General features: G+C 29.8%; 19 protein-coding genes and 3 other annotated features. Of the genes, 18 read left to right on the forward strand and 1 reads right to left on the reverse strand.

Translation table 11 applies throughout. The annotated features are described in order from the left end of the window. Positions 1 to 315: 315 nt before the first annotated feature. The 7 genes from BS62_RS08310 to thrS all read left to right on the forward strand — a co-directional run bounded on the left by BS62_RS08310 (position 316) and on the right by thrS (position 8,573). A complete protein-coding gene (locus BS62_RS08310) occupies positions 316 to 1,890 on the forward strand; it encodes an ABC transporter ATP-binding protein (RefSeq protein WP_496490798.1) in 1,575 nt (524 codons plus the stop codon). Further along, entirely contained in the window at positions 1,883 to 2,986 is a 1,104-nt protein-coding gene (locus BS62_RS08315) for an ABC transporter permease (RefSeq protein WP_496490799.1), read from the forward strand. Before BS62_RS08310 ends, BS62_RS08315 begins: the two co-directional genes overlap by 8 nt. Then, positions 2,986 to 3,921, forward strand: coding sequence for an ABC transporter permease (locus tag BS62_RS08320; protein ID WP_496490800.1), 936 nt, complete (start codon positions 2,986 to 2,988; stop codon positions 3,919 to 3,921). Before BS62_RS08315 ends, BS62_RS08320 begins: the two co-directional genes overlap by 1 nt. A gap of 122 nt (positions 3,922 to 4,043) precedes the next feature. Next, positions 4,044 to 4,805: a DUF6873 family GME fold protein gene (locus BS62_RS08325; RefSeq protein ID WP_496490801.1), complete on the forward strand. Its 762-nt coding sequence runs from the start codon at positions 4,044 to 4,046 to the stop codon at positions 4,803 to 4,805. A gap of 3 nt (positions 4,806 to 4,808) precedes the next feature. Next, a complete protein-coding gene (gene ytxC / locus BS62_RS08330) occupies positions 4,809 to 5,612 on the forward strand; it encodes a sporulation protein YtxC (protein WP_496490802.1) in 804 nt (267 codons plus the stop codon). A 99-nt stretch (positions 5,613 to 5,711) separates the two neighbouring features. Further along, positions 5,712 to 6,317, forward strand: coding sequence for a DUF445 domain-containing protein (locus tag BS62_RS08335; protein WP_496490803.1), 606 nt, complete (start codon positions 5,712 to 5,714; stop codon positions 6,315 to 6,317). 70 nt (positions 6,318 to 6,387) lie between these two features. Then, positions 6,388 to 6,600, forward strand: a binding site (T-box leader). A 53-nt stretch (positions 6,601 to 6,653) separates the two neighbouring features. Next, a complete protein-coding gene (gene thrS / locus BS62_RS08340; RefSeq protein WP_496490804.1) occupies positions 6,654 to 8,573 on the forward strand; it encodes a threonine--tRNA ligase in 1,920 nt (639 codons plus the stop codon). Between the two features lie 36 nt (positions 8,574 to 8,609). Here the strand turns inward: thrS and BS62_RS08345 are convergent, their stop codons facing one another. Then, complete coding sequence (locus BS62_RS08345; RefSeq protein WP_496490805.1) at positions 8,610 to 10,010, reverse strand: ATP-dependent metallopeptidase FtsH/Yme1/Tma family protein; 1,401 nt, start codon at positions 10,008 to 10,010, stop codon at positions 8,610 to 8,612. 206 nt (positions 10,011 to 10,216) lie between these two features. Further along, positions 10,217 to 10,347 (forward strand) — a sequence feature (ribosomal protein L20 leader region). Positions 10,348 to 10,382: 35 nt separating this feature from the next. Between BS62_RS08345 and infC the strand changes: the two genes are divergently transcribed. The 11 genes from infC to BS62_RS08400 all read left to right on the forward strand — a co-directional run bounded on the left by infC (position 10,383) and on the right by BS62_RS08400 (position 22,986). Continuing rightward, positions 10,383 to 10,880 carry a translation initiation factor IF-3 gene (infC, locus tag BS62_RS08350; RefSeq protein ID WP_496490806.1) on the forward strand — a complete coding sequence of 166 codons (498 nt, stop codon included), beginning with the start codon at positions 10,383 to 10,385 and terminating at the stop codon, positions 10,878 to 10,880. A gap of 27 nt (positions 10,881 to 10,907) precedes the next feature. Continuing rightward, entirely contained in the window at positions 10,908 to 11,105 is a 198-nt protein-coding gene (gene rpmI, locus BS62_RS08355) for a 50S ribosomal protein L35 (RefSeq protein ID WP_496490807.1), read from the forward strand. A 66-nt stretch (positions 11,106 to 11,171) separates the two neighbouring features. After that, entirely contained in the window at positions 11,172 to 11,531 is a 360-nt protein-coding gene (gene rplT, locus BS62_RS08360) for a 50S ribosomal protein L20 (RefSeq protein WP_496490808.1), read from the forward strand. A 310-nt stretch (positions 11,532 to 11,841) separates the two neighbouring features. Then, a complete protein-coding gene (locus BS62_RS08365) occupies positions 11,842 to 13,224 on the forward strand; it encodes a TrkH family potassium uptake protein (protein WP_496490809.1) in 1,383 nt (460 codons plus the stop codon). Between the two features lie 42 nt (positions 13,225 to 13,266). Continuing rightward, a complete protein-coding gene (locus BS62_RS08370; RefSeq protein WP_496490810.1) occupies positions 13,267 to 14,649 on the forward strand; it encodes a TrkH family potassium uptake protein in 1,383 nt (460 codons plus the stop codon). Between the two features lie 16 nt (positions 14,650 to 14,665). Beyond that, the gene (locus BS62_RS08375) at positions 14,666 to 15,331 is read left to right on the forward strand and encodes a potassium channel family protein (RefSeq protein WP_496490811.1); all 666 of its coding nucleotides are present in this window, start codon (positions 14,666 to 14,668) and stop codon (positions 15,329 to 15,331) included. A gap of 4 nt (positions 15,332 to 15,335) precedes the next feature. Then, positions 15,336 to 16,130 carry a TrmH family RNA methyltransferase gene (locus BS62_RS08380; protein WP_496490812.1) on the forward strand — a complete coding sequence of 265 codons (795 nt, stop codon included), beginning with the start codon at positions 15,336 to 15,338 and terminating at the stop codon, positions 16,128 to 16,130. A 56-nt stretch (positions 16,131 to 16,186) separates the two neighbouring features. After that, positions 16,187 to 16,408 (forward strand) — a binding site (T-box leader). Between the two features lie 71 nt (positions 16,409 to 16,479). After that, complete coding sequence (pheS, locus tag BS62_RS08385) at positions 16,480 to 17,499, forward strand: phenylalanine--tRNA ligase subunit alpha (protein ID WP_496490813.1); 1,020 nt, start codon at positions 16,480 to 16,482, stop codon at positions 17,497 to 17,499. A 14-nt stretch (positions 17,500 to 17,513) separates the two neighbouring features. After that, positions 17,514 to 19,904, forward strand: coding sequence for a phenylalanine--tRNA ligase subunit beta (gene pheT / locus BS62_RS08390; protein WP_496490814.1), 2,391 nt, complete (start codon positions 17,514 to 17,516; stop codon positions 19,902 to 19,904). 25 nt (positions 19,905 to 19,929) lie between these two features. After that, positions 19,930 to 20,493, forward strand: coding sequence for a cell division protein ZapA (locus BS62_RS08395; RefSeq protein ID WP_496490815.1), 564 nt, complete (start codon positions 19,930 to 19,932; stop codon positions 20,491 to 20,493). An 87-nt stretch (positions 20,494 to 20,580) separates the two neighbouring features. After that, a complete protein-coding gene (locus BS62_RS08400; protein ID WP_496490816.1) occupies positions 20,581 to 22,986 on the forward strand; it encodes a U32 family peptidase in 2,406 nt (801 codons plus the stop codon). The last annotated feature ends 3 nt before the right edge of the window (positions 22,987 to 22,989 follow it).

Genomic DNA, 22,989 nt, shown 5'->3' on the forward strand with positions numbered 1-22,989 from the left:
AGATAATTAATGGCCTCCTTATTAATTCATTCAAGGAGGCCATTAATTATTTGATTCTATAATTACATAGGCGTTATTTTTATATTAATTGGAAATAATAATTTAGAAATGTAACTTAAAAAAATATAAACAAATTTCGACAAAATATTTCAAAATACAAAAAAATATATTATAATATATATCTATTTAAATATTAATCTGGGAAAATGTTTTCCGAGGGCATTCATTTTGAAGATTTTTAAATTAAATAGTTTGTTATAGTTATTAAATTTTAGTATAATATAAAATGCTAACTACGTAGAAGGAGGTAAGGAAATGGCTTCGGTTAATGGAAATATAGATTACAGTCAAAAAGTTGTTGAAATGAAAAATATAACTAAAAAGTTCGGTAATTTCACAGCTAATGATAATATAGATTTGACTGTGCACAAAGGAGAAGTACATGCCCTTTTGGGAGAAAACGGGGCTGGTAAATCTACCCTTATGAATATATTATATGGTTTATATCAACAAACATCAGGAGAAATATACATAAAAGGCAAAAAAACTGAAATGGATAACCCAAATATAGCTATACAAAGTGGTATAGGTATGGTTCATCAACATTTCATGTTAATTCATACGTTTACAGTTGCACAAAATATAGTATTAGGTATGGAGCCAACTAAGGGTCTAGGCGCTCTTAATATGGATAAGGCAATAGGAGATGTTCGAGAAATCTCTAAGAGATATGGTCTTCATGTTGATCCAATGGCTAAGATAGAAGACATATCAGTTGGAATGCAACAAAGAGTTGAAATACTTAAAGCGCTTTATAGAGGGGCTGAAATACTTATACTTGATGAGCCTACAGCAGTATTAACTCCGCAAGAAATAAACGAATTGATGCAAATAATAAGAAACTTAACAAAAGAAGGAAAATCAGTAATAATTATAACTCATAAACTAAAAGAAATTAAAGCTGCAGCGGATCATTGTACTATTATAAGAAGAGGTAAATATATAGACACAGTAAATGTAAGCGATACAACTGAAGATGACTTAGCGGCAATGATGGTAGGTAGAGAAGTTACATTTAAAGTTGAAAAAGAAGAATCAATTCCAAAAGATATAGTATTAAAAATAGAAAATTTAAATGCTAAAGACAATAGACAAGTTCAAGCATTAAGAGATTTTTCTTTAGAAGTAAAGGCAGGAGAAATTGTAGGTATAGCTGGAGTTGATGGAAACGGTCAGTCTGAATTAGTAGAAGTTCTAACTGGGCTTAGGAATGCTGAAAATGGAAGTATAAAGATAAATGGACAAGAGTTAATAAATAAGACTCCTATAGAAATATTTAAAAATGGAGTGAAAAATATACCTGAAGATAGACAAAAAAGAGGACTAATATTAGATTTTACTGTAGAAGAAAATATGGTACTTCAAAATTACAAGGATGATAGATTTTCTAAAAATGGAGTATTAAAAGAAGATTCTATAAAAGAACATGCTAACTATCTTATAAAAAGATTTGACGTAAGACCTACTGATTCCAGTCTAAAGGCTAGATCATTATCTGGGGGTAATCAACAAAAGATAATAATTGGTAGAGAGGTTGATAATATAGTAACTTCTAGAAAAGCCACTAATAAAGCACAACTTCTTATAGCTACTCAACCAACAAGAGGTCTTGATGTAGGAGCTATAGAGTTTGTACATAAATCACTAATACAACAAAGAGATGCAGGAAATGCAGTATTATTGGTTTCATTTGAACTAGATGAAGTAATGAATGTATCAGATAAAATTGCAGTTATATATGAAGGACAAATAGTCGGAATTGTAGATGCTAAAGATGCTGATGAAAACACATTAGGATTTATGATGGCAGGAGGTGAAGGCCATGAGTAATAATAGTGGGACTTTAGGCAAAAACAAAAAGTTATTTTTAAGAAATGATACTGTAATATATTCACTAATATCTATAATATTAGGGTTAATTGTTGGAGCAATAGTACTTGCTATTGCAGGATTCAATCCTATAGAAGCATATATTGCTATGCTTGATGGTATATTTGGAAAACCTAAATATATTGCTTGGACTATAATAAGATCTACTCCTCTTATATTAACTGGTTTATCTGTAGCCTTTGCATTTAGAACAGGATTATTTAATATAGGAGCCGAGGGTCAATATATAATAGGCGCATTAGCAGCAGGAGTATTTGGATATGCTGTATCACTTCCTTTAATAATCCATATACCTTTAACTCTTATAGTTGGGTGCTTAGCAGGTGCTATATGGGGTGGTTTTGCTGGATGGCTAAAAGCTAAGTTTGGAGTTAATGAGGTTATAGCAACGATAATGCTTAACTGGATAGCTTTTTATTATAGCAATTATATAGTAATGAGTACATGGTTTAGAAAAGGTGATAGTGAAGCATCTAAAGATATATTAGAAACTTCACAAATAGATATAAATTGGTTAAAAGGATTAGTAGGCCCAGCTACAAAAGTTAACTGGGGTATAGTAATAGCTATAATACTAGTAATAATAATAGCTTATATATTATTTAAAACTACCCTAGGATTTGAGTTAAGAGGTGTAGGATATAACAAATTTGGTGCTGAATATGCAGGTATAGATGTTAAAAAATCTATATTTACATCTATGGCAATAGCAGGGCTGCTTGCTGGAGCTGCTGGAGCAATACAAGTTATGGGTGTATCTCATAATATAACAGTGCTAGCTGCACCTGAAGGTACTGGATTTGACGGTATAGCTGTTGCTCTTATAGCAAATAGTAATCCAATAGGAACCATATTCTCAGGGCTATTATTTGGAGCTCTTAGATATGGAGGAAGTAAGATGCAAACTATAGGTGCACCTTCTGAAGTAATAAATATAGTTACAGGTTCTATAGTTTACTTTATAGCTATAAGCAGTGCTTTAAGAATTGCTTATAATAAATTTAAGAAGAAAAAAACGCAAGGGGGTAATAAATAATGCAAGATTTAGCAATTATACTTAGTACGACACTTATGTACTCTACACCCCTTATATTTACAGCTTTAGGAGGTATATTCTCAGAAAATTCAGGGATTGTTAATATAGGGCTTGAAGGTATGATGGTTATAGGTGCCTTTGCAGGTGCTGCTTCAGGTTATTTATTTGGAAATCCGTGGTTGGCGTTTTTAATAGGTGGATTGGCAGGAGGATTATTTGCTTTAATTCATGCTATAGCTACCATTAGTTTAGACGCAGACCATACTATATCAGGCGTTGCCATAAACTTATTAGCCCCTGGTGTTGCATTATTTACATCAAAAATGTTATTTGATGGATCAACTATGACACCAGCGATAGATATAGAACAAAAAATACCAAGACCTTTAAATGGTGTATTTCCTCAAGGTAGTCCATTAGATACAATTTTTAACACTTATGCTACTGTTTATTTAGCGTTTATATTTGTAATTTTAGTTTGGTTTATTTTATATAAAACTAAGTTAGGTCTAAGAATAAGAGCAGTAGGAGAACATCCAAGAGCAGCAGATACATTAGGTATAAATGTTACTAAAGTAAGATATCTTTCTGTTATATTATCAGGTGTTTTGGCTGGATTTGGTGGAGCTGCTATGAGTTTAGCTATAGTTTCGTCATTTAGACCTACACTAATATCTGGTCAAGGATATATAGCTATGGCGGCTGTCATATTTGGTAAGTGGAAGCCACAAGGTGCAATGTGGGCATGTTTATTATTTGGATTCTCAACAGGACTTGCAGTTTATCTTGGAAATCCACAATTACCATTCCATATAAATGAAAACTTATTATCTATGACACCATATATAATAACACTTATAATACTTGTAATATTTGTAAAAAGTTCTAATTCGCCGTCAGCTTTAGGTATACCATATAAGAAAGGCGAAAGATAATCGTATAGTAAAAGGTGGTAGATTTAATCTATCATCTTTTTTTATTAGGAAGTTATAGGATATTAATTTTAATGTATAAAAATATAGAATGTTTTCCAAAATTAAGATAAGGAAGTGAGATTATGCATTATAGCGATGCCCCATTTATTCCTCAAAATAATGTAGGTCTAGTATTAGTAGACAAAAGAATTCCTAAGGAAATGGAATATCAATTGAAAAATAGAAATATAGATATAATAAAAACTTATGAATGTAGAGAAACCTATGAAGCCATAAAACATCATCCAGATATTTGTGTTTGCTATTTAGGAAAAGGAGATATTGTTATAGCCCCTAATGTATACGATTATTATGTAGAAGTTTTAAAAGAATATAACTTTAATATAATTAAAGGAAAAGAATATATTAAAAATAGATATCCTTATAACATCCAATATAATGTAGCGATTCTAGGGAAATATGCAATTCATAATTTCCAATATACAGAAAAAAATATATTAGATTACATAAATAATAACAAAATGATAAGAATAAATGTAAGGCAAGGATATTCTAAATGCTCTATATGTATAATTGATGAAAATTCTATAATAACGTCAGATGCAGGTATATACTCAGAGGTTATAAAACACGATATTAACTGCTTATTAATAGAAGAAGGTAGTATAAACCTATTTAACATGAATCATGGATTTATAGGGGGCTGTAGTGGTTTAATTGCTAAGGATACCTTATGCTTTTCAGGAGATATAACAAAACATCCTAATTATGTGGAAATAAAAAGGTTTTTAGATGAAAGAAACAAAAAAGTAATTTGCTTAAGTAATGATACTCTATTGGATTTGGGATCTATAATTCCTCTTATGACCAGAAGGGAGTGGTGAAATTTGCCATATAGAGACATACATCTTAGGATATTAAGTGAACACAAAGGTGCTCTACAAAACTTCATTGAATCAGGTACGTTCAACAAAGATGTTAAATATAATGATGGTCTTGTTGAAGTAAATGTATATATTGATGAAAATAAAAAAGAAACAACAAAAATAAGAATAGCATCAGAAATAACCAACACACTTATACATATAGTAAAAAGAGAATTATTAAAACAAAACATACAAAAAATATATAGTGAAATTTACGACGAAGAAGTAGAAGGGATTTATAAACATTCGCTAGATCTTTTTAACAAAAAGGAAACTTTTATAAAAGAAAGTATATTTAATAGGGTATATGATTACATATCTAAAAACAACCAGATAAATATAGAGGGATTTGTGCAATTCAGAATGAAGGATTTCTTAAATTACATATCTAAGCTCAGTGATAGAGGACTAGAAGAATATTTAATAAAAAAAGATCAAGATGAATTTATAAATGTACTCAAATATTTTGTAGAGATGCAAGAAGAAAAAATAGATATATTAAAAGTACATATATTGAAAGATGGATCATTTATTTTATGCGATAAAGAAGATAATATTTTAGAAAATAAAAATAATGAAGATATGATAAATATGGTCCTAAAAGAAAATTTAAATTACGAAGACTTTTTAATAAGCACATTACTGACGTTGTGTCCTAAGCAAATATTAATATATGATAACCTGGAAAATAATGTATCAAAAGAGATTATAGAAACTGTAAAATCAATATTTGGCGATAAAGTTATAATTCAACAAAGAGCATAATGCTCTTTGTTTTATTTTTTTATATTGAAAAAAAGTAACTTAATATATAAAATATATATTATCGTCTAAAATATTAATCTCAAATAAGGAGATGATAAAATGGGAAATGTAGCAACGATACTTTTTTTGGCTGTAATAGGAGGGATAATAGGCTGGATTACTAATGTACTGGCTATAAAACTAATATTTAGACCTATAAATCCAATAAAAATACCTATACTAAATATAGAAATATTAGGCCTTATACCTAAGAGAAGAGGAGAAATAGCTCAAAATATAGGTGAGATAGTACAAAATGAACTAATATCTTTAGATGAAATAGTGGACGAGGTATTAAAAGAAGAAGATAAAGATAGAATAGTTAAGTATATAAAACTTAAAATAAATAACGTTATAAGCGATAAAATGCCTGTATTTATACCAAGTACATTCAAGGAACTAATACAGGGTTATTTAGATGATATAGTAGAGCAAGAAATAAGTGCAACAGTTACAGATTTAAGCGAAGAATTAGTTAACAAGGCTACAGATAGAATAAATATCCAAAAGATGATAGAAGACAAAGTAAACGAACTTGATTTAGAAAAGCTTGAGGATATAATATTAAGTATAGCTAAAAAAGAATTAAAGCATATAGAAGTATTAGGTCTTGTTTTAGGATTTTTAATAGGAATAATCCAAGGATTAGTAGTTATGTTTATATAAAACATGTATATAAAAATTATACTTGATTAATAATAGTATATATGGTAATATCTTATTAAAATATTTCGAATAATTTGCTATGAAGAGGAAAAGTAAAATAAACCCAGTTTACAGAGATGATAAGTCACCGGCTGAAAGCTTATCTAAATATGGATATTTGAAAACTACCTTGGAGCTGAATTTAGTAACTGTGCACAGTGAAAGTATTCGGGTGACGCCTTATAGTCTTACAAGAGGGCTTATGCCAACTTGGGTGGAACCGCGATATATACTCGTCCCATGATTTCATGGGGCGAGTTTTTTGTTTTTGTAAATATTCAAGAGGAGGTAAATAATATGATAAAAGTTACTTTAAAGGATGGTTCAGTAAGGGAGTATGAACAAGGGACATCTATAATGGACGTAGCTAAATCTATAAGTGAAGGATTAGCTAGAAGTATAGTAGGGGCATCTGTAAATGATGAATTAGTAGGACTTGATTATAAATTAAATGAAGATGCTGACTTAAATCTATATAAATTTGATGATGTAGAAGGTAAAGAGGTATTTAGACATACAAGTGCGCATATTTTAGCACAAGCTATAAAAAGATTATACCCTGAAGCTAAACTTGCTATTGGGCCTGCTATAGAAAATGGATTTTATTATGATATAGACTTAGATTATAGACTTACTCCACAAGACTTAGAAAAATTAGAAGCAGAAATGAAAAAAATAGCTAAGGAAGATTTAACTTTAGAGAGATTTGAACTTTCAAAAGAAGAAGCTTTAAAGATAATGAAAGAGCAAGGCGAAGATTATAAAGTTGAGTTAATAAATGATCTTCCAGAAGGTGAAACACTATCTTTTTATAAACAAGGGGATTTTACTGATTTATGTAGAGGACCACATTTACCATCTACTAAAAAAGTAAAAGCTGTAAAACTTTTAAACATAGCTGGTGCTTACTGGCGTGGAGATGAAAAAAACAAGATGCTACAAAGAATATATGGAGTATCTTTTGAAAAAGCTAAGGACTTAGAAGATTATCTACACTTATTAGAAGAAGCTAAGAAAAGAGACCATAGAAAATTAGGAAAAGAACTAGAATTATTTACAATACCTGATGAAGGACCAGGGTTCCCATTATTCTTACCAAGAGGAATGGAACTTAAGAATGAACTATTAAAATTCTGGAGAGAAATACACAAAAAAGATGGTTATGTTGAAATAGAAACTCCAATAATATTAAACAGAGCATTATGGGAAACTTCAGGGCACTGGTATAACTACAAAGAAAATATGTACACTGTACAAATAGATGAGCAAGACTTTGCTATAAAGCCAATGAACTGCCCAGGAGGACTTATATACTATAAGTCTAAACCACACTCATACAGAGACTTCCCAATGAGAGTTGGAGAAGTAGGTAGGGTTCATAGACATGAATTATCTGGAGCATTACACGGACTTATGAGAGTTAGAGCATTTACTCAAGATGATGCACATATATTTATGTTACCAGAGCAAATAAAAGATGAGATAAAAGGTGTTGTAGATTTAATAGATAGAGTTTATAAAACTTTTGGATTTGAATACCACTTAGAATTATCTACTAGACCAGAAAAATCTATGGGTACAGATGAAGAGTGGGCAGCGGCTGAAAATGGATTAAGAGAAGCTCTAGAAGACTTAGGTGTTGAATATAAATTAAATGAAGGTGATGGGGCTTTCTATGGTCCTAAGATAGACTTCCACTTAAGAGACTGCTTAGGAAGAACATGGCAATGTGGTACTATACAATTAGATATGCAACTTCCACAAAGATTTGATATAAGTTATGTAGGAAAAGATGGAGAAAAACATGTACCTGTTATGATACACAGAGTTGCATTTGGAAGTATAGAAAGATTTATAGGTATATTAATAGAGCATTATGCTGGTAAATTCCCAACATGGATAGCACCAGTACAAGTTAAGATATTACCTATATCAGATAAATACAATGACTATGCTAAAGAAGTAAGAGCTAAATTATTTGAAAAGAATATAAAAGTAGAAATAGATGATAGAGCAGAAAAAATAGGTTACAAAATAAGAGAAGCTCAAATGGAAAAAATACCTTATATGTTAGTAGTAGGGGAAAAAGAAGCACAAAACAATGAAATTTCAGTTCGTTCAAGAGACAAGGGTGAATTAGGTTCTGTAAATATAGAAAGTTTCTTAAATGATATATTAAAAGAAATTGAAGAAAGATCTAATATAATTCAAGCTTAATAAAAAAGAGGTGTTAGAAATCTAACACCTCTTTTTCTATACGCTTACTTTAGTTATCAATGATTTTAACTCATCATGGGTCATAGTTTCTTTATCAAATAAATATTGTGATACAATGTGAAGGTCTTGCATACTTTGACCTAATAAATCTAGAGTTTCCTTATAACATCCATCGATTATTTTATTTGCTTCTTCTTGTATTTTTTCTGAAAGTAGTGTTTTTTGGTTTCCATCTAATGTCACATATCCGAAGCTGCTCATACCATACTCACATACCATTTGAGTTGCAATTTCAGTAACCTTTTTCAAGTCGTCCTTAGCCCCTGTAGATTGATGATTAAATATTAATTCTTCTGCTGCTTTTCCTGCTAATAATATTTTCATTCTGCCTAATAACTCTTCTTTTGTATATATAAATCTGTCTTCATCTGGAAGTTGTAAAACATATCCTAATGCCTGTCCTCTTGGAACTATAGATACCTTTTGTATAGGATTTAGCCCTAATACATTACTAACCAATGCATGGCCTGACTCATGATAAGATACTATTTTCTTTTCTTTTTCTATTAATTTAGCATTTTTTGATTCAAGACCAGCTATTACTCTTTCTATGGCTTTATCAAAGTGAAGTTGAGTTATAATATTACTGTTGTCTCTAACTGCAAGGATTGCTGCTTCATTTGCAATATTTGCAAGATGAGCACCGTTAAATCCATGGGTTTTTTTAGCTAAAATATCTAAATTAACAGCTGGGTCTATAGGTTTATTTTGAGTATGAACTTTTAGTATCTCATGTCTAGTAAAATAGTTAGGATTTCCTATGTGTACGTGTCTATCAAATCTTCCAGGTCTTAATAATGCTTCATCTAATAAATCAAGACGGTTAGTTGCACCTACTATTATTACATTGGTATCCTTGTTAAATCCATCCATTTCTACAAGTAATTGATTAAGAGTCTGATCTTTTTCATTGTTGCTTTCAAGATGTCTTTTTGCTCCGACTGCATCGATTTCATCAATAAATATTATACTAGGAGATTCTTTTCTAGCTTTTTCAAATAATGTTCTAACTCTTTTTGCACCAACTCCTACGTATTTTTCAACGAACTCTGAACCTGTTACATTGAAAAAGGAAGAATTAGTTTCTCCAGCCACGGCGGCTGCCAGCAATGTTTTACCTGTTCCAGGGGGACCATAAAATAAAACTCCCTTGGGAATTTTAGCTCCCATTTTTTTATATTTGTCAGGGTTTTTTATAAAGTCCACTAGTTCAAATAGTTCTTCTTTTACTTCTTCTAGACCAGCTACATCTTTAAATGTAGTTTTAGGTTTTGTGTAGCTAGAGTCATCAGGTGGAGTTTCTTTTTCCATTTTTGTTTGAGCAAATGCTGGAACAGGTACGTTGATTTTCTTCAAGATTTCTTTTATAGTTTTCATAATCATGCACCTCAAATAATATGGTATTTTTGTTTAAACTTATTGTTACCTTTATTGCCAAATAATATTATTTAAATATTTTCCAAATTAAACTAAAATAGTAATAATATAATAAAAAGTATTGCCATAAAGAAAAAATTTAACGGATTTTTTAAAAAAAGTTGACAAATATTTTATATAATGATATATTTTATAAGGTAGTTGATGTGAACAAGAAGAAGTTATCCGCTTCTCACCTTACAACAAAAGTTAGTAAGGTTAATAATAGTTACTATTACTTATGGAATTGCTATGTAACTTGTGCGGATGACTTTGTCATTCGCTTTTTTTATATAAAATTATAGTTGGAGGTGTCCTGCCATTAGTAAAGAAATGCCATTAAACGATGAAATAAGAGATAAAGAAGTTAGAGTGCTATCAGATACAGGAGAGCAATTAGGGGTAATGTCTTCTCAAGAAGCTCAAGCAATAGCTAATAGCAAAAATTTAGATCTAGTAAAAATATCACCAAATGCTAATCCACCAGTATGTAGAATAATGGATTATGGCAAGTTTAAATATGAGCAATCTAGAAAAGAAAAAGAATCTAAAAAGAAACAAAAAACTGTAAGCCTTAAAGAAATAAGATTAAGACCTGGTATAGAAGCAAATGATTTAAACACTAAAGCTAAAAATGCTATCAAGTTCTTACAAAAAGGCGATAAAGTAAAAGTAGAATTAAGATTCAGAGGAAGACAATTAGGACACAAAGATATAGGTAAAGTAGTTATGACAGATTTCATAGCATTAATAGAAGAATATGGAACAACAACTAAAGCTCCTGCATTTGAAGGCAATAATATGGTTGTAATAATAGAACCAAAAAAATAGACTAAAATTTGAGAGGAGGAACCCACTATGCCAAAAATGAAAACTCATAGAGGTGCTGCTAAGAGATTTAAAGCAACAGGAAGTGGAAAATTAAAAAGATCTAAGGCTTATAGAAGACACATACTAACTAAGAAGAGTGCTAAAACTAAGATGCAATTAAGAAAAGCAGGAATAGTTAGTGAAGGTGATGCAAGAAGAATAGCTCAATTATTACCATATATATAAAATCCCGGATGGAAATTTATATTATAAAACTTATGGACTAAAGTAGAAAACAAAGGAGGCGTAACCATGGCAAGAGTAAAAAAGGCAATGAATGCTCGTAAAAAGCATAAAAAAGTATTAAAACTTGCAAAAGGTTTTATAGGAGCAAGAAGTAAATTATTCAGACCTGCTAATCAATTCGTAATGAAGGCATTAAGAAACGCTTATGTAGGTAGAAAGTTAAGAAAAAGAGACTTCAGAAAATTATGGATACAAAGAATAAATGCTGGTGCTAGAATAAATGGATTATCTTATTCAAAATTCATGAATGGATTAAAATTAGCAGGCATAGAAGTAAACAGAAAAATGTTAGCTGAAATGGCTATACATGATGCAGAAGGTTTTGCTCAATTAGTATCTGTTGCTAAAGAAAAATTAGCTGCTTAATAATAAGACAAGTACCTGAGATTATACTCAGGTACTTTTTTTAGTTTTTCCAGGTTTTAATAGTATTGTTGTCTCATTCTAAAGGCTCCTTTATTAATTTTATTTGTACTATTATATTTTATTAGATACAAAGTGTGATGTTAAAAGAGTAATACATAGCATTATTATTAAAAAACGATAGATAATACCAATAGGGGTTAAAAATAAGCTATTATTGAGGGTTTTAATACTTTACATTAAATATTTTATATTATATAATCTATTCTTATAAATTGATATGATACATGACTATAAGGGGTGAAAATAGAATATGAAAAAGCCTATAGAAGATACCATAGGTGCGTGGAGAAAATTGTTTAATAAACTATCCACAGCTCAAATTATGGTTTTAGGTTTTGGAAGTCTAATTCTTTTAGGGGCCTTAATTTTAACATTACCTATAGCATCCCAAGATGGGAATAGTATAGGTTTTTTAAATGCCTTATTTACATCAACATCGGCAGTTTCCATTACAGGACTAGTAGTTGTAGATACTGCAACAAGTTGGACTTTGTTTGGACAAATAGTTATAATACTTTTAACTCAAGTTGGTGGGTTGGGGTTTATGACTATTACAACTATGCTTGCACTTATAATTAAAAAGAAGATAAATTTAAGAGAGCGGCTTTTAATACAAGAATCTTTTCATCAATTTGATCTGTCAGGGCTTGTAAAGCTAACAAGACATGTAGTGCTTATAACATTTATAATAGAAGGCTTTGGAGCTCTAATGCTATCAACTGTATTTATTCCTCAATTTGGCGTGGCAAAAGGGATATGGTATAGTATATTTCATGCAATAGGTGGATTTTGTAATGCTGGATTTGATTTAATGGGGGGAATAAGTGGAAAATATAGTAGTTTAACTTATTATGCAGATAATATAACTATAAATATAACTATATGTGGGCTTATAGTTTTAGGTGGTTTAGGATTTCCTGTTATATTAGATGTGTTTAGAAATAAAGTATTCTCAAAATTTTCACTACACTCTAAAGTAGTCTTGACTACAACAACTATAATAATAATTTTAGGAACCGTATTAATATTTGCTATAGAATATAATAATCCACAAACTTTAGGAAATTTACCGCTAAAAAATAAGCTGCTAGGATCGTTATTTCAATCTATAACTCCTAGATCTGGTGGATTTAATACTTTGGATTTAACTAGCCTAAATCAGACATCAACATTTATTACGATAATACTTATGTTTATAGGCGCATCACCTTCATCAACAGGTGGAGGTATAAAAACCACAACTCTAGCTATATTAATATTATCGGTTAGAACATTTATAGTAGGTAAAGAAGATGTAGAAGTATATAATAGAAGAATTTCTTATTCAATAGTAAATAAGGCTATAGGGGTATCTTTTATAGCACTTACTACGATAATTATATGTACTTTAATATTAACTACATTTGAGCCGGAATTTGATATAGTAGAATCTTTATATGAGGTAATATCAGCTTTTGCTACAGTAGGGCTTACTCTTGGAGGGAGCTTTGATTTAACTCCTATAGGAAAATTAGTTATAGTGTTTTGTATGTTTGCAGGAAGGGTTGGATCACTTACAATACTCATAGCTATAGCATCTAGAGGAAATAAACAAGTTATAAAATATCCTGAAGGCAAAATCATAGTCGGATAATAACATTATATAATGCATAAATATAAGGAGTGAAAATAGCATATGAAAAACCCTATAGAAAATACCATAGGGAGATGTGGTAAAATATTTAATTGTCTATCTCCAGCTCAGGTCATGGTTTTAGGCTTTGCAGGTGTGATTTTTTTAGGTGCAATACTTTTAACATTGCCTATAGCATCTCAAGATGGGAAAAGTATTGGTTTTTTAAATGCCCTATTTACATCTACATCTGCTGTTTGTGTTACAGGTCTAATCGTTGCAGACACTGCAACTCATTGGACTTTATTTGGACAAATAGTAATAATATCCTTAATTCAAGTTGGTGGATTGGGATTTATGACTGTAGCAACTATGCTTGCACTTATAATTAAAAAAAGAATACATTTGAAAGAAAGGCTTTTAATACAAGAATCACTAAATCATTTTGATTTATCAGGTCTAGTAAAATTAAGTAGATATGTATTTCTTATAACCTTTATAATAGAAGGTTTTGGAGCCTTGCTTTTATCGACTGTATTCATTCCTCAATTTGGGATAACAAAGGGTATATGGTACAGTATATTCCATGCCATATCTGGATTTTGTAATGCGGGGTTTGATTTAATGGGAGGAATAAGTGGCAAGTATAGTTCTTTAATTTCTTATGTAAATAATTCAACTATAAATTTAACTATATGCGGACTTATAATTTTAGGTGGATTGGGATTTCCTGTTATATTAGATATATTGAAGGCAAGAAGATTTTCTAAACTTTCAATACATTCTAAGATAGTATTAACTACAACAGCTATATTAATAATAATAGGGACTATATTAATATTTGTTATAGAATATAATAATCCAGACACTATAGGAAACTTATCCATAAAAGGTAAGTTACTTGGTTCTTTATTTCAATCTATAACTACTAGAACTGCAGGATTTAATACTTTAGATTTAACCAAGATGAACCAAGCATCGACATTTATAATGATAATACTTATGTTTATAGGTGCATCTCCAGCATCAACTGGTGGAGGTATAAAGACAACTACATTAGCTACTTTAATATTAACAGTTAAGACTTTCATAGTAGGTAAAGAAGATGTAGAGGTGTATAATAGAAGAGTTTCTTATGCAATAGTAAATAAGGCTATAGGAATATTTTTCATAGCTATTACAATAGTAGTTACAGCTACGTTAATACTGACTATATTTGAGCCGAAATTTGATGTAGTAGAATCCTTATATGAAGTAGTATCAGCTTTTGCTACAGTAGGACTTAGTATTGGAGGTAGCTTTAATTTAACTCCTGTTGGACAAATAGTCATAATGCTTTGTATGTTTGCTGGAAGGGTTGGATCCCTTACAATACTCATAGCTATAGCAGCTAGAGGAAATAAACAAATTATAAGATATCCTGAGGGAAAAATAATAGTTGGATAATGAAGGGAGATATATTATGAGACAATATGTTGTTATAGGCTGTGGAAGGTTCGGTTCATCTGTAGCTACTACTATGAATTTACTTGGACATCAAGTTATGGCTATAGACAAAAATGAGGATACAATACAAAATATAGCTGACAAAGTTACTCATGCTGCAATAGTAGATGTTACAGATGAAAATGCTTTAAGATCTATTGGTCTTGGAAATTTTGATGTAGTTATAGTAGCAATAGGATCGGATATAAGGGCATCAATAATGGCTACGTTAATAGCTAAAGAAATGGGAGTACCACAAGTAGTATGTAAAGCTATGGATGAATTACAAGCTAAGGTATTATACAAAATAGGGGCAGATAGAGTTATATTTCCAGAAAGAGATATGGGAGTTAGAGTTGCCCATAACTTAGTGTCTAATAACATACTAGACCATATCGAATTAGACCCAGAGTATTCTATAGTTGAAATAGTAACTCCAAGTGCCTGGGTAGGTAGCACTATAAAGGAATTAGATTTAAGAGCCAAATATGAGGTTACAGTATTAGCCATCAAACATGGAAGAGATATAAATGTGACACCATCTCCTGACGAACGTCTAAGACTCGGCGACATACTAGTAGTTATAGGAAGTAATAATAAGATAAGTCATATAACACCAGATGATAATATTTTTAGGAGATAATTAAATGATAATAGAGATAAGTAGTAAAGAAAATGAAAAGATAAAATATACTAAGTCATTACTAAAATCAAAAACTAGACAAGAAGAAAACAAATATATAATAGAAGGCTATAGAATAATTACCCAAGCCCTAGAGAGTAACGCTAGTATTGACTATATTATATTTAATGATGATTTTTCAAATAAAAAAGAATTTATGATAGTAGATACATTAAAGTCTAGAAATATACCTATCTATAAAACTACTAATAAGTTATTTAAAGATTTAGTAGATACAGAAAATACACAAGGTATTTTGGCTGTTATAAATATAAAAGAAAATAATTTAGATGATTTAATAAAAGATGAAACAAAATTTGTAGTTGTATTAGATAGAATACAAGACCCAGGTAATATGGGAACTATAATAAGAACTGCAGATGCATCTGGGGTTGATTTAATAATAACTTTAAAAGGAAGTGTAGACATATACAACCCTAAAGTTATAAGATCTACAATGGGATCTATATTTAATATGAAAACCATTAGTTTAAATGAAGAAGATGCCATAAAAACCTTAAAAGATAATGAATTCAACATAGTATCAAGTTATTTAGATACTGACAATTATTATAGTAATGTAAAATATGGAAGTAAAGTTGCTTTAGTTATAGGAAATGAAGCTAATGGAATAAATGATAATATAATAAAAAAATCTGATATATTAGTTAAGATACCTATATATGGAAGTGCAGAATCCTTAAATGCTGCTATAAGTGCAGGAATATTAATGTATGAAATTAAAAAATATTTAGTATAATACATTGTAAGTAATAATTTACTATGATATAATTTTATAACATAAACTCTAATATTATAAAAACAATGAAAGAGAAAAGTACTTTGATTAAACTTAGTACAGAGAAAAGTGACTAGGCTGGAAGCACTTTATAAGAAATCAATGGAAGTTCGCTCTGGAGTTTCAAGGTTGAAATTTAAGTAGACTTTGACGTATGAACGCGTTAAGTTCTTATGAGTGGTCTAATTTATTAGACTATTAGGGTGGTACCGCGGAAAATATAGCCTTTCGTCCCTACTTAGGGATAAGGGGCTTTTTTTGTTGTATTAAATAATTAATATCCATTTATTATATAGAAAGGGTGAATAATGTGAAGGAAAAACTACAGACTTTACAACAAAGTGCCTTAGCTGAAGTTAAAACTACACAAAGTATAGAGGAAGTAGAAACTCTAAGGGTAAAGTACCTAGGAAAAAAGGGAGAAATAACAGCTATACTAAAAGAAATGGGTAAATTATCAGCTGATGAAAGACCTATTATAGGAAAAGTTGCAAATGAAGTTAGAGAAGCAATAGAAAATTCTATAGCTTCAAGAAAAGAAGAATTAAAATCTATAGAAAAGAATCAAAAATTACAAACTGAAGTACTTGATGTAACTATGCCAGGAAATAAATTTATTGTAGGAAAAAAACATCCTATATCTCAAGTAATAGATGAAGTAAGTGAAATATTTATGGGAATGGGATTTGGCATAGCGCAAGGTCCAGAAATAGAAACTGTATTTAATAACTTTGATGCATTAAATGCACCTAAAGATCATCCATCTAGAGACATGTCAGATACATTCTATATAAATGATGAATTGCTACTTAGAACTCAAACATCTCCAGTTCAAGTAAGAACAATGAAAAGTATGGACTTACCTATAAGAGTAATATCTCCAGGAAGATGTTTTAGATCAGACTCCCCAGATGCTACACATTCTCCAATGTTTCATCAAATAGAAGGATTAGTTGTAGATAAAAATGTAACTATGGCAGAACTTAAGGGCACACTAGATACATTTGTTAAAAAGTTATTTGGTGAAAAGACAAAGACTAAGTTCAGACCGCATAACTTCCCATTTACAGAGCCAAGTGCAGAAGTAGATGTTACTTGTTTTAAATGTGGTGGAGATGGATGTCCTATGTGTAAGGGCGAAGGTTGGATAGAAATATTAGGCGCAGGTATGGTTCATCCAAATGTTCTAAGAAACTGTGGGATAGACCCAGAAGAGTACAGTGGATTTGCATTTGGTATGGGAGCAGATAGAATTACAATGCTTAAATATGAAATAGATGATATTAGATTATTATTCGAAAATGATATGAGATTTTTAAATCAATTTTAATAGGAGGGATAAATATGTTAGTTCCTTTGAAATGGCTAAGAGATTATGTAGATATAAATATAGATAGTAAAGATTTTGCTGACAAAATGACAATGACAGGATCTAAAGTAGAAAGAGTTGAATCATTTGGAGAAGAAATAGAAAAAGTAGTAGTTGGTAAAATACTAGAAATAGAACAACACCCAAATGCAGATAAGTTAGTAGTTACTAAAATTGATATTGGAAATGAAATTATTCAAGTAGTGACTGGAGCTAAAAACATATCTAAAAATGATTATATCCCTGTTGCATTAGTAGGAGCTAAGCTTCCTGGCGGTATAAAGATAAAAAAGGGAAAATTAAGAGGAGAAACATCTGAAGGTATGATGTGTTCTGGTGATGAGCTAGGAATCCCATCGCAATATGTAGCAGAATACAAAAGAGATGGAATATACATATTAGATCATGAAGAAAATTATGAATTAGGAAAAGATATAAAAGATATATTAGGTATAAATGATACATTAATAGAATTTGAGATAACTTCAAATAGACCTGATTGCAGATCTATAATAGGTATAGCTAGAGAAGCAGCAGTTACTTTAGAAAAAGAAATGAAGTATCCAAGTATAAATGTTAAAGAAAGTGATGAAAGCATAAGCTTTAATATTAAAATAGAAAATAATGATTTATGTCCAAGATATAGTGCTAGAATAGTTAAGGATATAAAGATAGGGCCATCTCCATATTGGATGCAAAGAAGGCTTATAGAAGCAGGTGTAAGACCTATAAACAATATAGTTGATATAACAAATTACGTTATGTTAGAGTTAGGCCAGCCTCTTCATGCATTTGATTTAAGAGAAATAGGTACGAATGAAATAGTAGTTAAAACTGCTCGAGATGGAGAAAAGTTTATAACTTTAGATGAACAAGAAAGAATTCTTGACTGTAATACGATAGTTATAACTAATGGGGAAAAAACATTAGGTATAGCAGGTGTAATGGGTGGAGCTAATTCTGAAATAAAAGATGACACTACAGAAATATTAATAGAAAGTGCTAACTTTAAATCAGAAAGTATAAGAGCCACATCTAAAAAGTTAGGGCTTAGAACAGAAGCATCTGCAAGATATGAAAAAGGTATTGATGTAAACGTAGTAGAGACTGCAATAAATAGAGCAGCTCAATTAATAGAGGAATTAGGGGCTGGAAGAGTACTAAAAGGTATAGTAGATAACTATGAAAATAAAGTAGAAAAGCAAAAAATGGTTGTAAGACCTCAAAAAATAAATTCTTTATTAGGAGTTAATGTTCCTTTAAATGATTTTATAGGAATATTAGAAAGATTAGAATTTAAATGTAATTTAATAGAAGATAATAAATTAGAAATAGAAGTTCCAAGTTTTAGATTAGATATAGAGCAAGAGGCTGATATATTAGAAGAAATAGCTAGAATATACGGATATGAAAATATACCATCAGCTTCTTTATATGGAAATACTACTGTTGGCATAAAAACTGACAATCAAAAATTTGAAGACAAAATAAAAAATAGTTTAGTATCTATGGGAATAAATGAAATATTAACTTATTCATTTGTAAGCCCAAGAGGAGTAGACAAAATAAATTTATCTCAAAATGATAAGAAAAGAGATTTTGTTAAAATAATAAATCCTCTTGGTGAAGAAACATCTGTAATGAGAACTACTTTAATATCTAATATGTTAGATGTTATGTATACTAATTATTCTCGTAAAGTAAATTCATTTGCTGGATTTGAAATTGGAAATACATTTGAACTAAGCTCAGATTTTCCAAATCAAACTAAAAAGTTATGCATAGGTATTTATGGAAACAATATAGATTTCTTCTATTTAAAAGGGGCTTTAGAAGAAACATTATATAATACAGGATTTTCAGATTATGAAATAATCCCAGAAAAAGAAAATTTAACATTCCACCCTGGAAGATGTGCTAATATAGTGTATAATAATATATGTATAGGAACCTTTGGCGAACTTCATCCTGACGTGTTGGATAATTATAACTTAAGCAATAGAGTTTACATGGCTGAAATAGATTTAGACTTAGTGTTTGCAAACTCTAACTGCGAAAAACGTTATAAAGCATTGCCAAAATATCCAGCTATAACTAGAGATATTGCATTATTAGTTAAAGATGAGGTATTTGTTAAGCAAATAGAAGATATAATAAAGGAAAACTCTCAAGGATTATTAGAAAGTTATGAGTTATTTGATGTATACAAAGGTGCTCAAATACAAGAAGGATATAAGTCTGTTGCTTATTCTATAGTATATAGAAGTCAAGATAGAACGTTAACTGATGAAGATGTTTCTAAGGTACATGATAAGATAGTAAGTGAGCTAAGTGAGAAATTAAATGCTAACTTAAGATCAAATTAATACACGCTAGCATGGGGGTGTTAGAATGAATAAAGTTATTGTCAAAATAAATGGCATTGAATATCCTATGGTTGGAGAAAAAACTAAGGAACATATGAGAGCTGTTGCTCATTATGTGGATGAAGAAATGGAAAAGATAACTAAGGCTAATCCTAGATTAAGCACTAGTATGGCAGCTATATTGACAGCTTTAAATATAACAGACATATTATTTGAATGTTCTTCTGAAAATGAAGAGCTTAGTAAAAAATATGCAAAGGTTATGGAAGAAAATAGTAAGCCAAATCAAGAAATTCAAGTCGAATTAGAAAAAATAAAAATCGAGTTGGAACAATCGAAAATAGATATAATCAAAAAAGAAAATGAAGTAGACTCATTAAAAAAAGAAATAGAAAGTCAAAAAGAAATAGCTATAAAAGCAACTGAAGAGTGCAATAAACATAAAAATGAATATGAAGAGTCAGAAAACAGAATAAAAGTAGCAGAAGACTTAGCTTCTAGTTTTCAAAATAAGTTATATGATCTTCAATTAAAAGTTATTGAGCTAGAGCAAGAATTAAAGTCATATAAGGCAAAGAATGCAGAATAACATAGTTAACCTTCAGGGTAAAATAACCTGAAGGTTAATTTTTTGAGGATTGCAAGTTTAAATTGTGTTTATTAAAGGAGGTATAAAATGAATAAATTAGAGTTATTAGCTCCAGTTGGCAGTTTTGAATCACTAAGAGCAGCAGTACAAAACGGAGCAAATGCTGTGTATCTAGGAGGTATGGAATTTAGCGCTAGGGCATCGGCAAATAATTTCGACAGAGATGAACTTAAAGAAGCTGTAGAGTATGCTCATATAAGAGATGTCGATGTATTTGTAACAGTAAATACATTAATAAAACAAAATGAAATAGAAGATTTTATTAAATATATAAAATATCTATATGATATAGATGTAGATGCAATAATACTTCAGGATATAGGAATGGCAAGGTTAATAAAAAAATTACTTCCTGATTTCGAACTCCATGCTAGTACGCAAATGGTAGCTCACTCTATAGAGGATGTTAAATATCTTGAAAATATAGGATTTAATAGAGTTGTATTGGCCAGAGAGTTAAACGTAGATGAAATAAAGTATATATGTGACAACACAAATGTAGATATAGAAGTATTTGTACATGGGGCACTTTGTGTATGTTATTCAGGACAATGTCTTATGAGCAGTATGATAGGAAGTAGATCTGGAAATAGAGGAAGGTGTGCTCAGCCTTGTAGACAAAAATACGAACTAATAGACTTATATAACGGTGAAGTTTTAAGTACAGATGGGGAATATTTATTAAGTCCAAGGGATTTAAATACTATAGAAGATATAGATAAAATAATAGAATGTGGCGTTCATTCTCTAAAAATAGAAGGAAGAATGAAAAGACCAGAATACGTTGCAACTGTTATAAGAAGCTATAGACAAGCAATAGAACAATATAATAAAGATAATCAAATAAACATATCAGGTGAAACTATTAATGATTTATATACTATATTTAATAGAAATTTTACAAAGGGATATGTGTTAAACCAAGTTGGTTCAGATATAATGAACCCTTATAAACCTAATAATGTAGGTCTATATGTAGGACAAGTTATAGATTACAGTAGAAAAACCAATAAATTAAAAATAAAATTAGAAAACTCTCTTAAAAAAGGCGATGGAATAAACTTAGGTGGAGGAACTATAGGTAGAATATTAAAAAATAATGAAATATTAGAAAGAGGAAATAAAGGCGATATTATAGAAATAGATTTTGTAGGAGACGCAAAACTAAATCAACAAGTATATAAAACATCTGATAGTGAACTTATGGCTAAAGCTCAAAAAAGTTATGAAAATGAAGTAGAACATAAAAAAATAAATATAAAAGCAGATGTTATATTGAAGTTAAATGATTATCCAAAACTTATACTAAAAGATGAAAAAGGCAATGTAGTAGATGTTAGCGGAGATAAACTAATAGAACAAGCTATGAAAGTATCTTTAAGTGAAGATAAAGTAATATCTCAATTATCTAAGTTAGGAAACACACCATATGAATTAATACATATTAATATAAACATGGATGAGAATATAAGTATTCCTATAAGTGTATTAAATCAACTAAGAAGAAATGGAATAGAAGAACTAAATAATAAAAGGGCTATTTTAAATGTAAGAAAGTACAAAGAAACTAGTGTAGAATACAAACCTAATAAAATAAACAAAGATATAAAAAATAAAATTAGAGTAAAAGTGAAAAATATAGAACAATTAAAGGCATCACTAAAATATTCTGTAGATGCTATATACTACGAAGATATAAAAACTTTAGATACCGCAATAAACCTAGGCAAAAAACACAATATAAAAATAATATATAGTGCGCCTAGAATACTTAGAAATAGTGATTATAACTTATTAAATAAATTAAATAATATAGAAAATATACAAGTAGGAAATCTAGGTAGTATAAATTACCTAAAAAATAAAAACTTATATATTGATTACTATTTAAATCCATTTAATAGTGAATCAATAAATCACTTTGCATCTTATAATGCTAGTACTGTATGTATATCTGCTGAGTTAAATACAAGTGAAATAGAAGAAACCTTATTATATACAAATGCAGAAATAGAAAGTTTAGTATATGGGTATGTTCCACTTATGGTAACTGAGTACTGTCCAATGGGTGTTTTAACAAGAGATTGCAATAAGGATAAAAGATGCGAGACATGTAACAAAAGTATATATTCACTTAGAGATATAAAAGGGGAAGAGTATAAGTTATCTCAAGATATGTTTTGCAGGACAACCATATACAATTCAACACCATTATGTATGTTAGATGATTTAATAACATTACATGATATAGGAATAGATGTATTTAGATTAGATTTTACCTCTGAAAAAAGTGATGAAGTTGACAATATATTAAATGCATTTACATTAACTATAGATAATAATTTTAAAATATGTATGGAACATAAAGATGTTTACGATAATCTAAATAAAAATGGTGAAAATACAGGACACTACTATAGAGGCGTAGAGTAAAAA

Source organism: Sporacetigenium mesophilum DSM 16796, assembly GCF_059569055.1.

What these genes read in the sequence shown, in the direction of transcription:
- BS62_RS08320 (WP_496490800.1), top strand. Translation starts at nt 2,986, where the DNA reads ATGCAAGATTTAGCAATTATACTTAGTACGACACTTATGTACTCTACA.
- rpmI (WP_496490807.1), top strand. Translation starts at nt 10,908, where the DNA reads ATGCCAAAAATGAAAACTCATAGAGGTGCTGCTAAGAGATTTAAAGCA.
- BS62_RS08310 (WP_496490798.1), top strand. Translation starts at nt 316, where the DNA reads ATGGCTTCGGTTAATGGAAATATAGATTACAGTCAAAAAGTTGTTGAA.
- thrS (WP_496490804.1), top strand. Translation starts at nt 6,654, where the DNA reads ATGATAAAAGTTACTTTAAAGGATGGTTCAGTAAGGGAGTATGAACAA.
- BS62_RS08315 (WP_496490799.1), top strand. Translation starts at nt 1,883, where the DNA reads ATGAGTAATAATAGTGGGACTTTAGGCAAAAACAAAAAGTTATTTTTA.
- BS62_RS08365 (WP_496490809.1), top strand. Translation starts at nt 11,842, where the DNA reads ATGAAAAAGCCTATAGAAGATACCATAGGTGCGTGGAGAAAATTGTTT.
- BS62_RS08345 (WP_496490805.1), bottom strand. Translation starts at nt 10,010, where the DNA reads ATGAAAACTATAAAAGAAATCTTGAAGAAAATCAACGTACCTGTTCCA.
- infC (WP_496490806.1), top strand. Translation starts at nt 10,383, where the DNA reads ATGCCATTAAACGATGAAATAAGAGATAAAGAAGTTAGAGTGCTATCA.
- BS62_RS08400 (WP_496490816.1), top strand. Translation starts at nt 20,581, where the DNA reads ATGAATAAATTAGAGTTATTAGCTCCAGTTGGCAGTTTTGAATCACTA.
- BS62_RS08395 (WP_496490815.1), top strand. Translation starts at nt 19,930, where the DNA reads ATGAATAAAGTTATTGTCAAAATAAATGGCATTGAATATCCTATGGTT.
- BS62_RS08380 (WP_496490812.1), top strand. Translation starts at nt 15,336, where the DNA reads ATGATAATAGAGATAAGTAGTAAAGAAAATGAAAAGATAAAATATACT.
- BS62_RS08370 (WP_496490810.1), top strand. Translation starts at nt 13,267, where the DNA reads ATGAAAAACCCTATAGAAAATACCATAGGGAGATGTGGTAAAATATTT.
- BS62_RS08325 (WP_496490801.1), top strand. Translation starts at nt 4,044, where the DNA reads ATGCATTATAGCGATGCCCCATTTATTCCTCAAAATAATGTAGGTCTA.
- BS62_RS08375 (WP_496490811.1), top strand. Translation starts at nt 14,666, where the DNA reads ATGAGACAATATGTTGTTATAGGCTGTGGAAGGTTCGGTTCATCTGTA.
- rplT (WP_496490808.1), top strand. Translation starts at nt 11,172, where the DNA reads ATGGCAAGAGTAAAAAAGGCAATGAATGCTCGTAAAAAGCATAAAAAA.
- BS62_RS08335 (WP_496490803.1), top strand. Translation starts at nt 5,712, where the DNA reads ATGGGAAATGTAGCAACGATACTTTTTTTGGCTGTAATAGGAGGGATA.
- pheT (WP_496490814.1), top strand. Translation starts at nt 17,514, where the DNA reads ATGTTAGTTCCTTTGAAATGGCTAAGAGATTATGTAGATATAAATATA.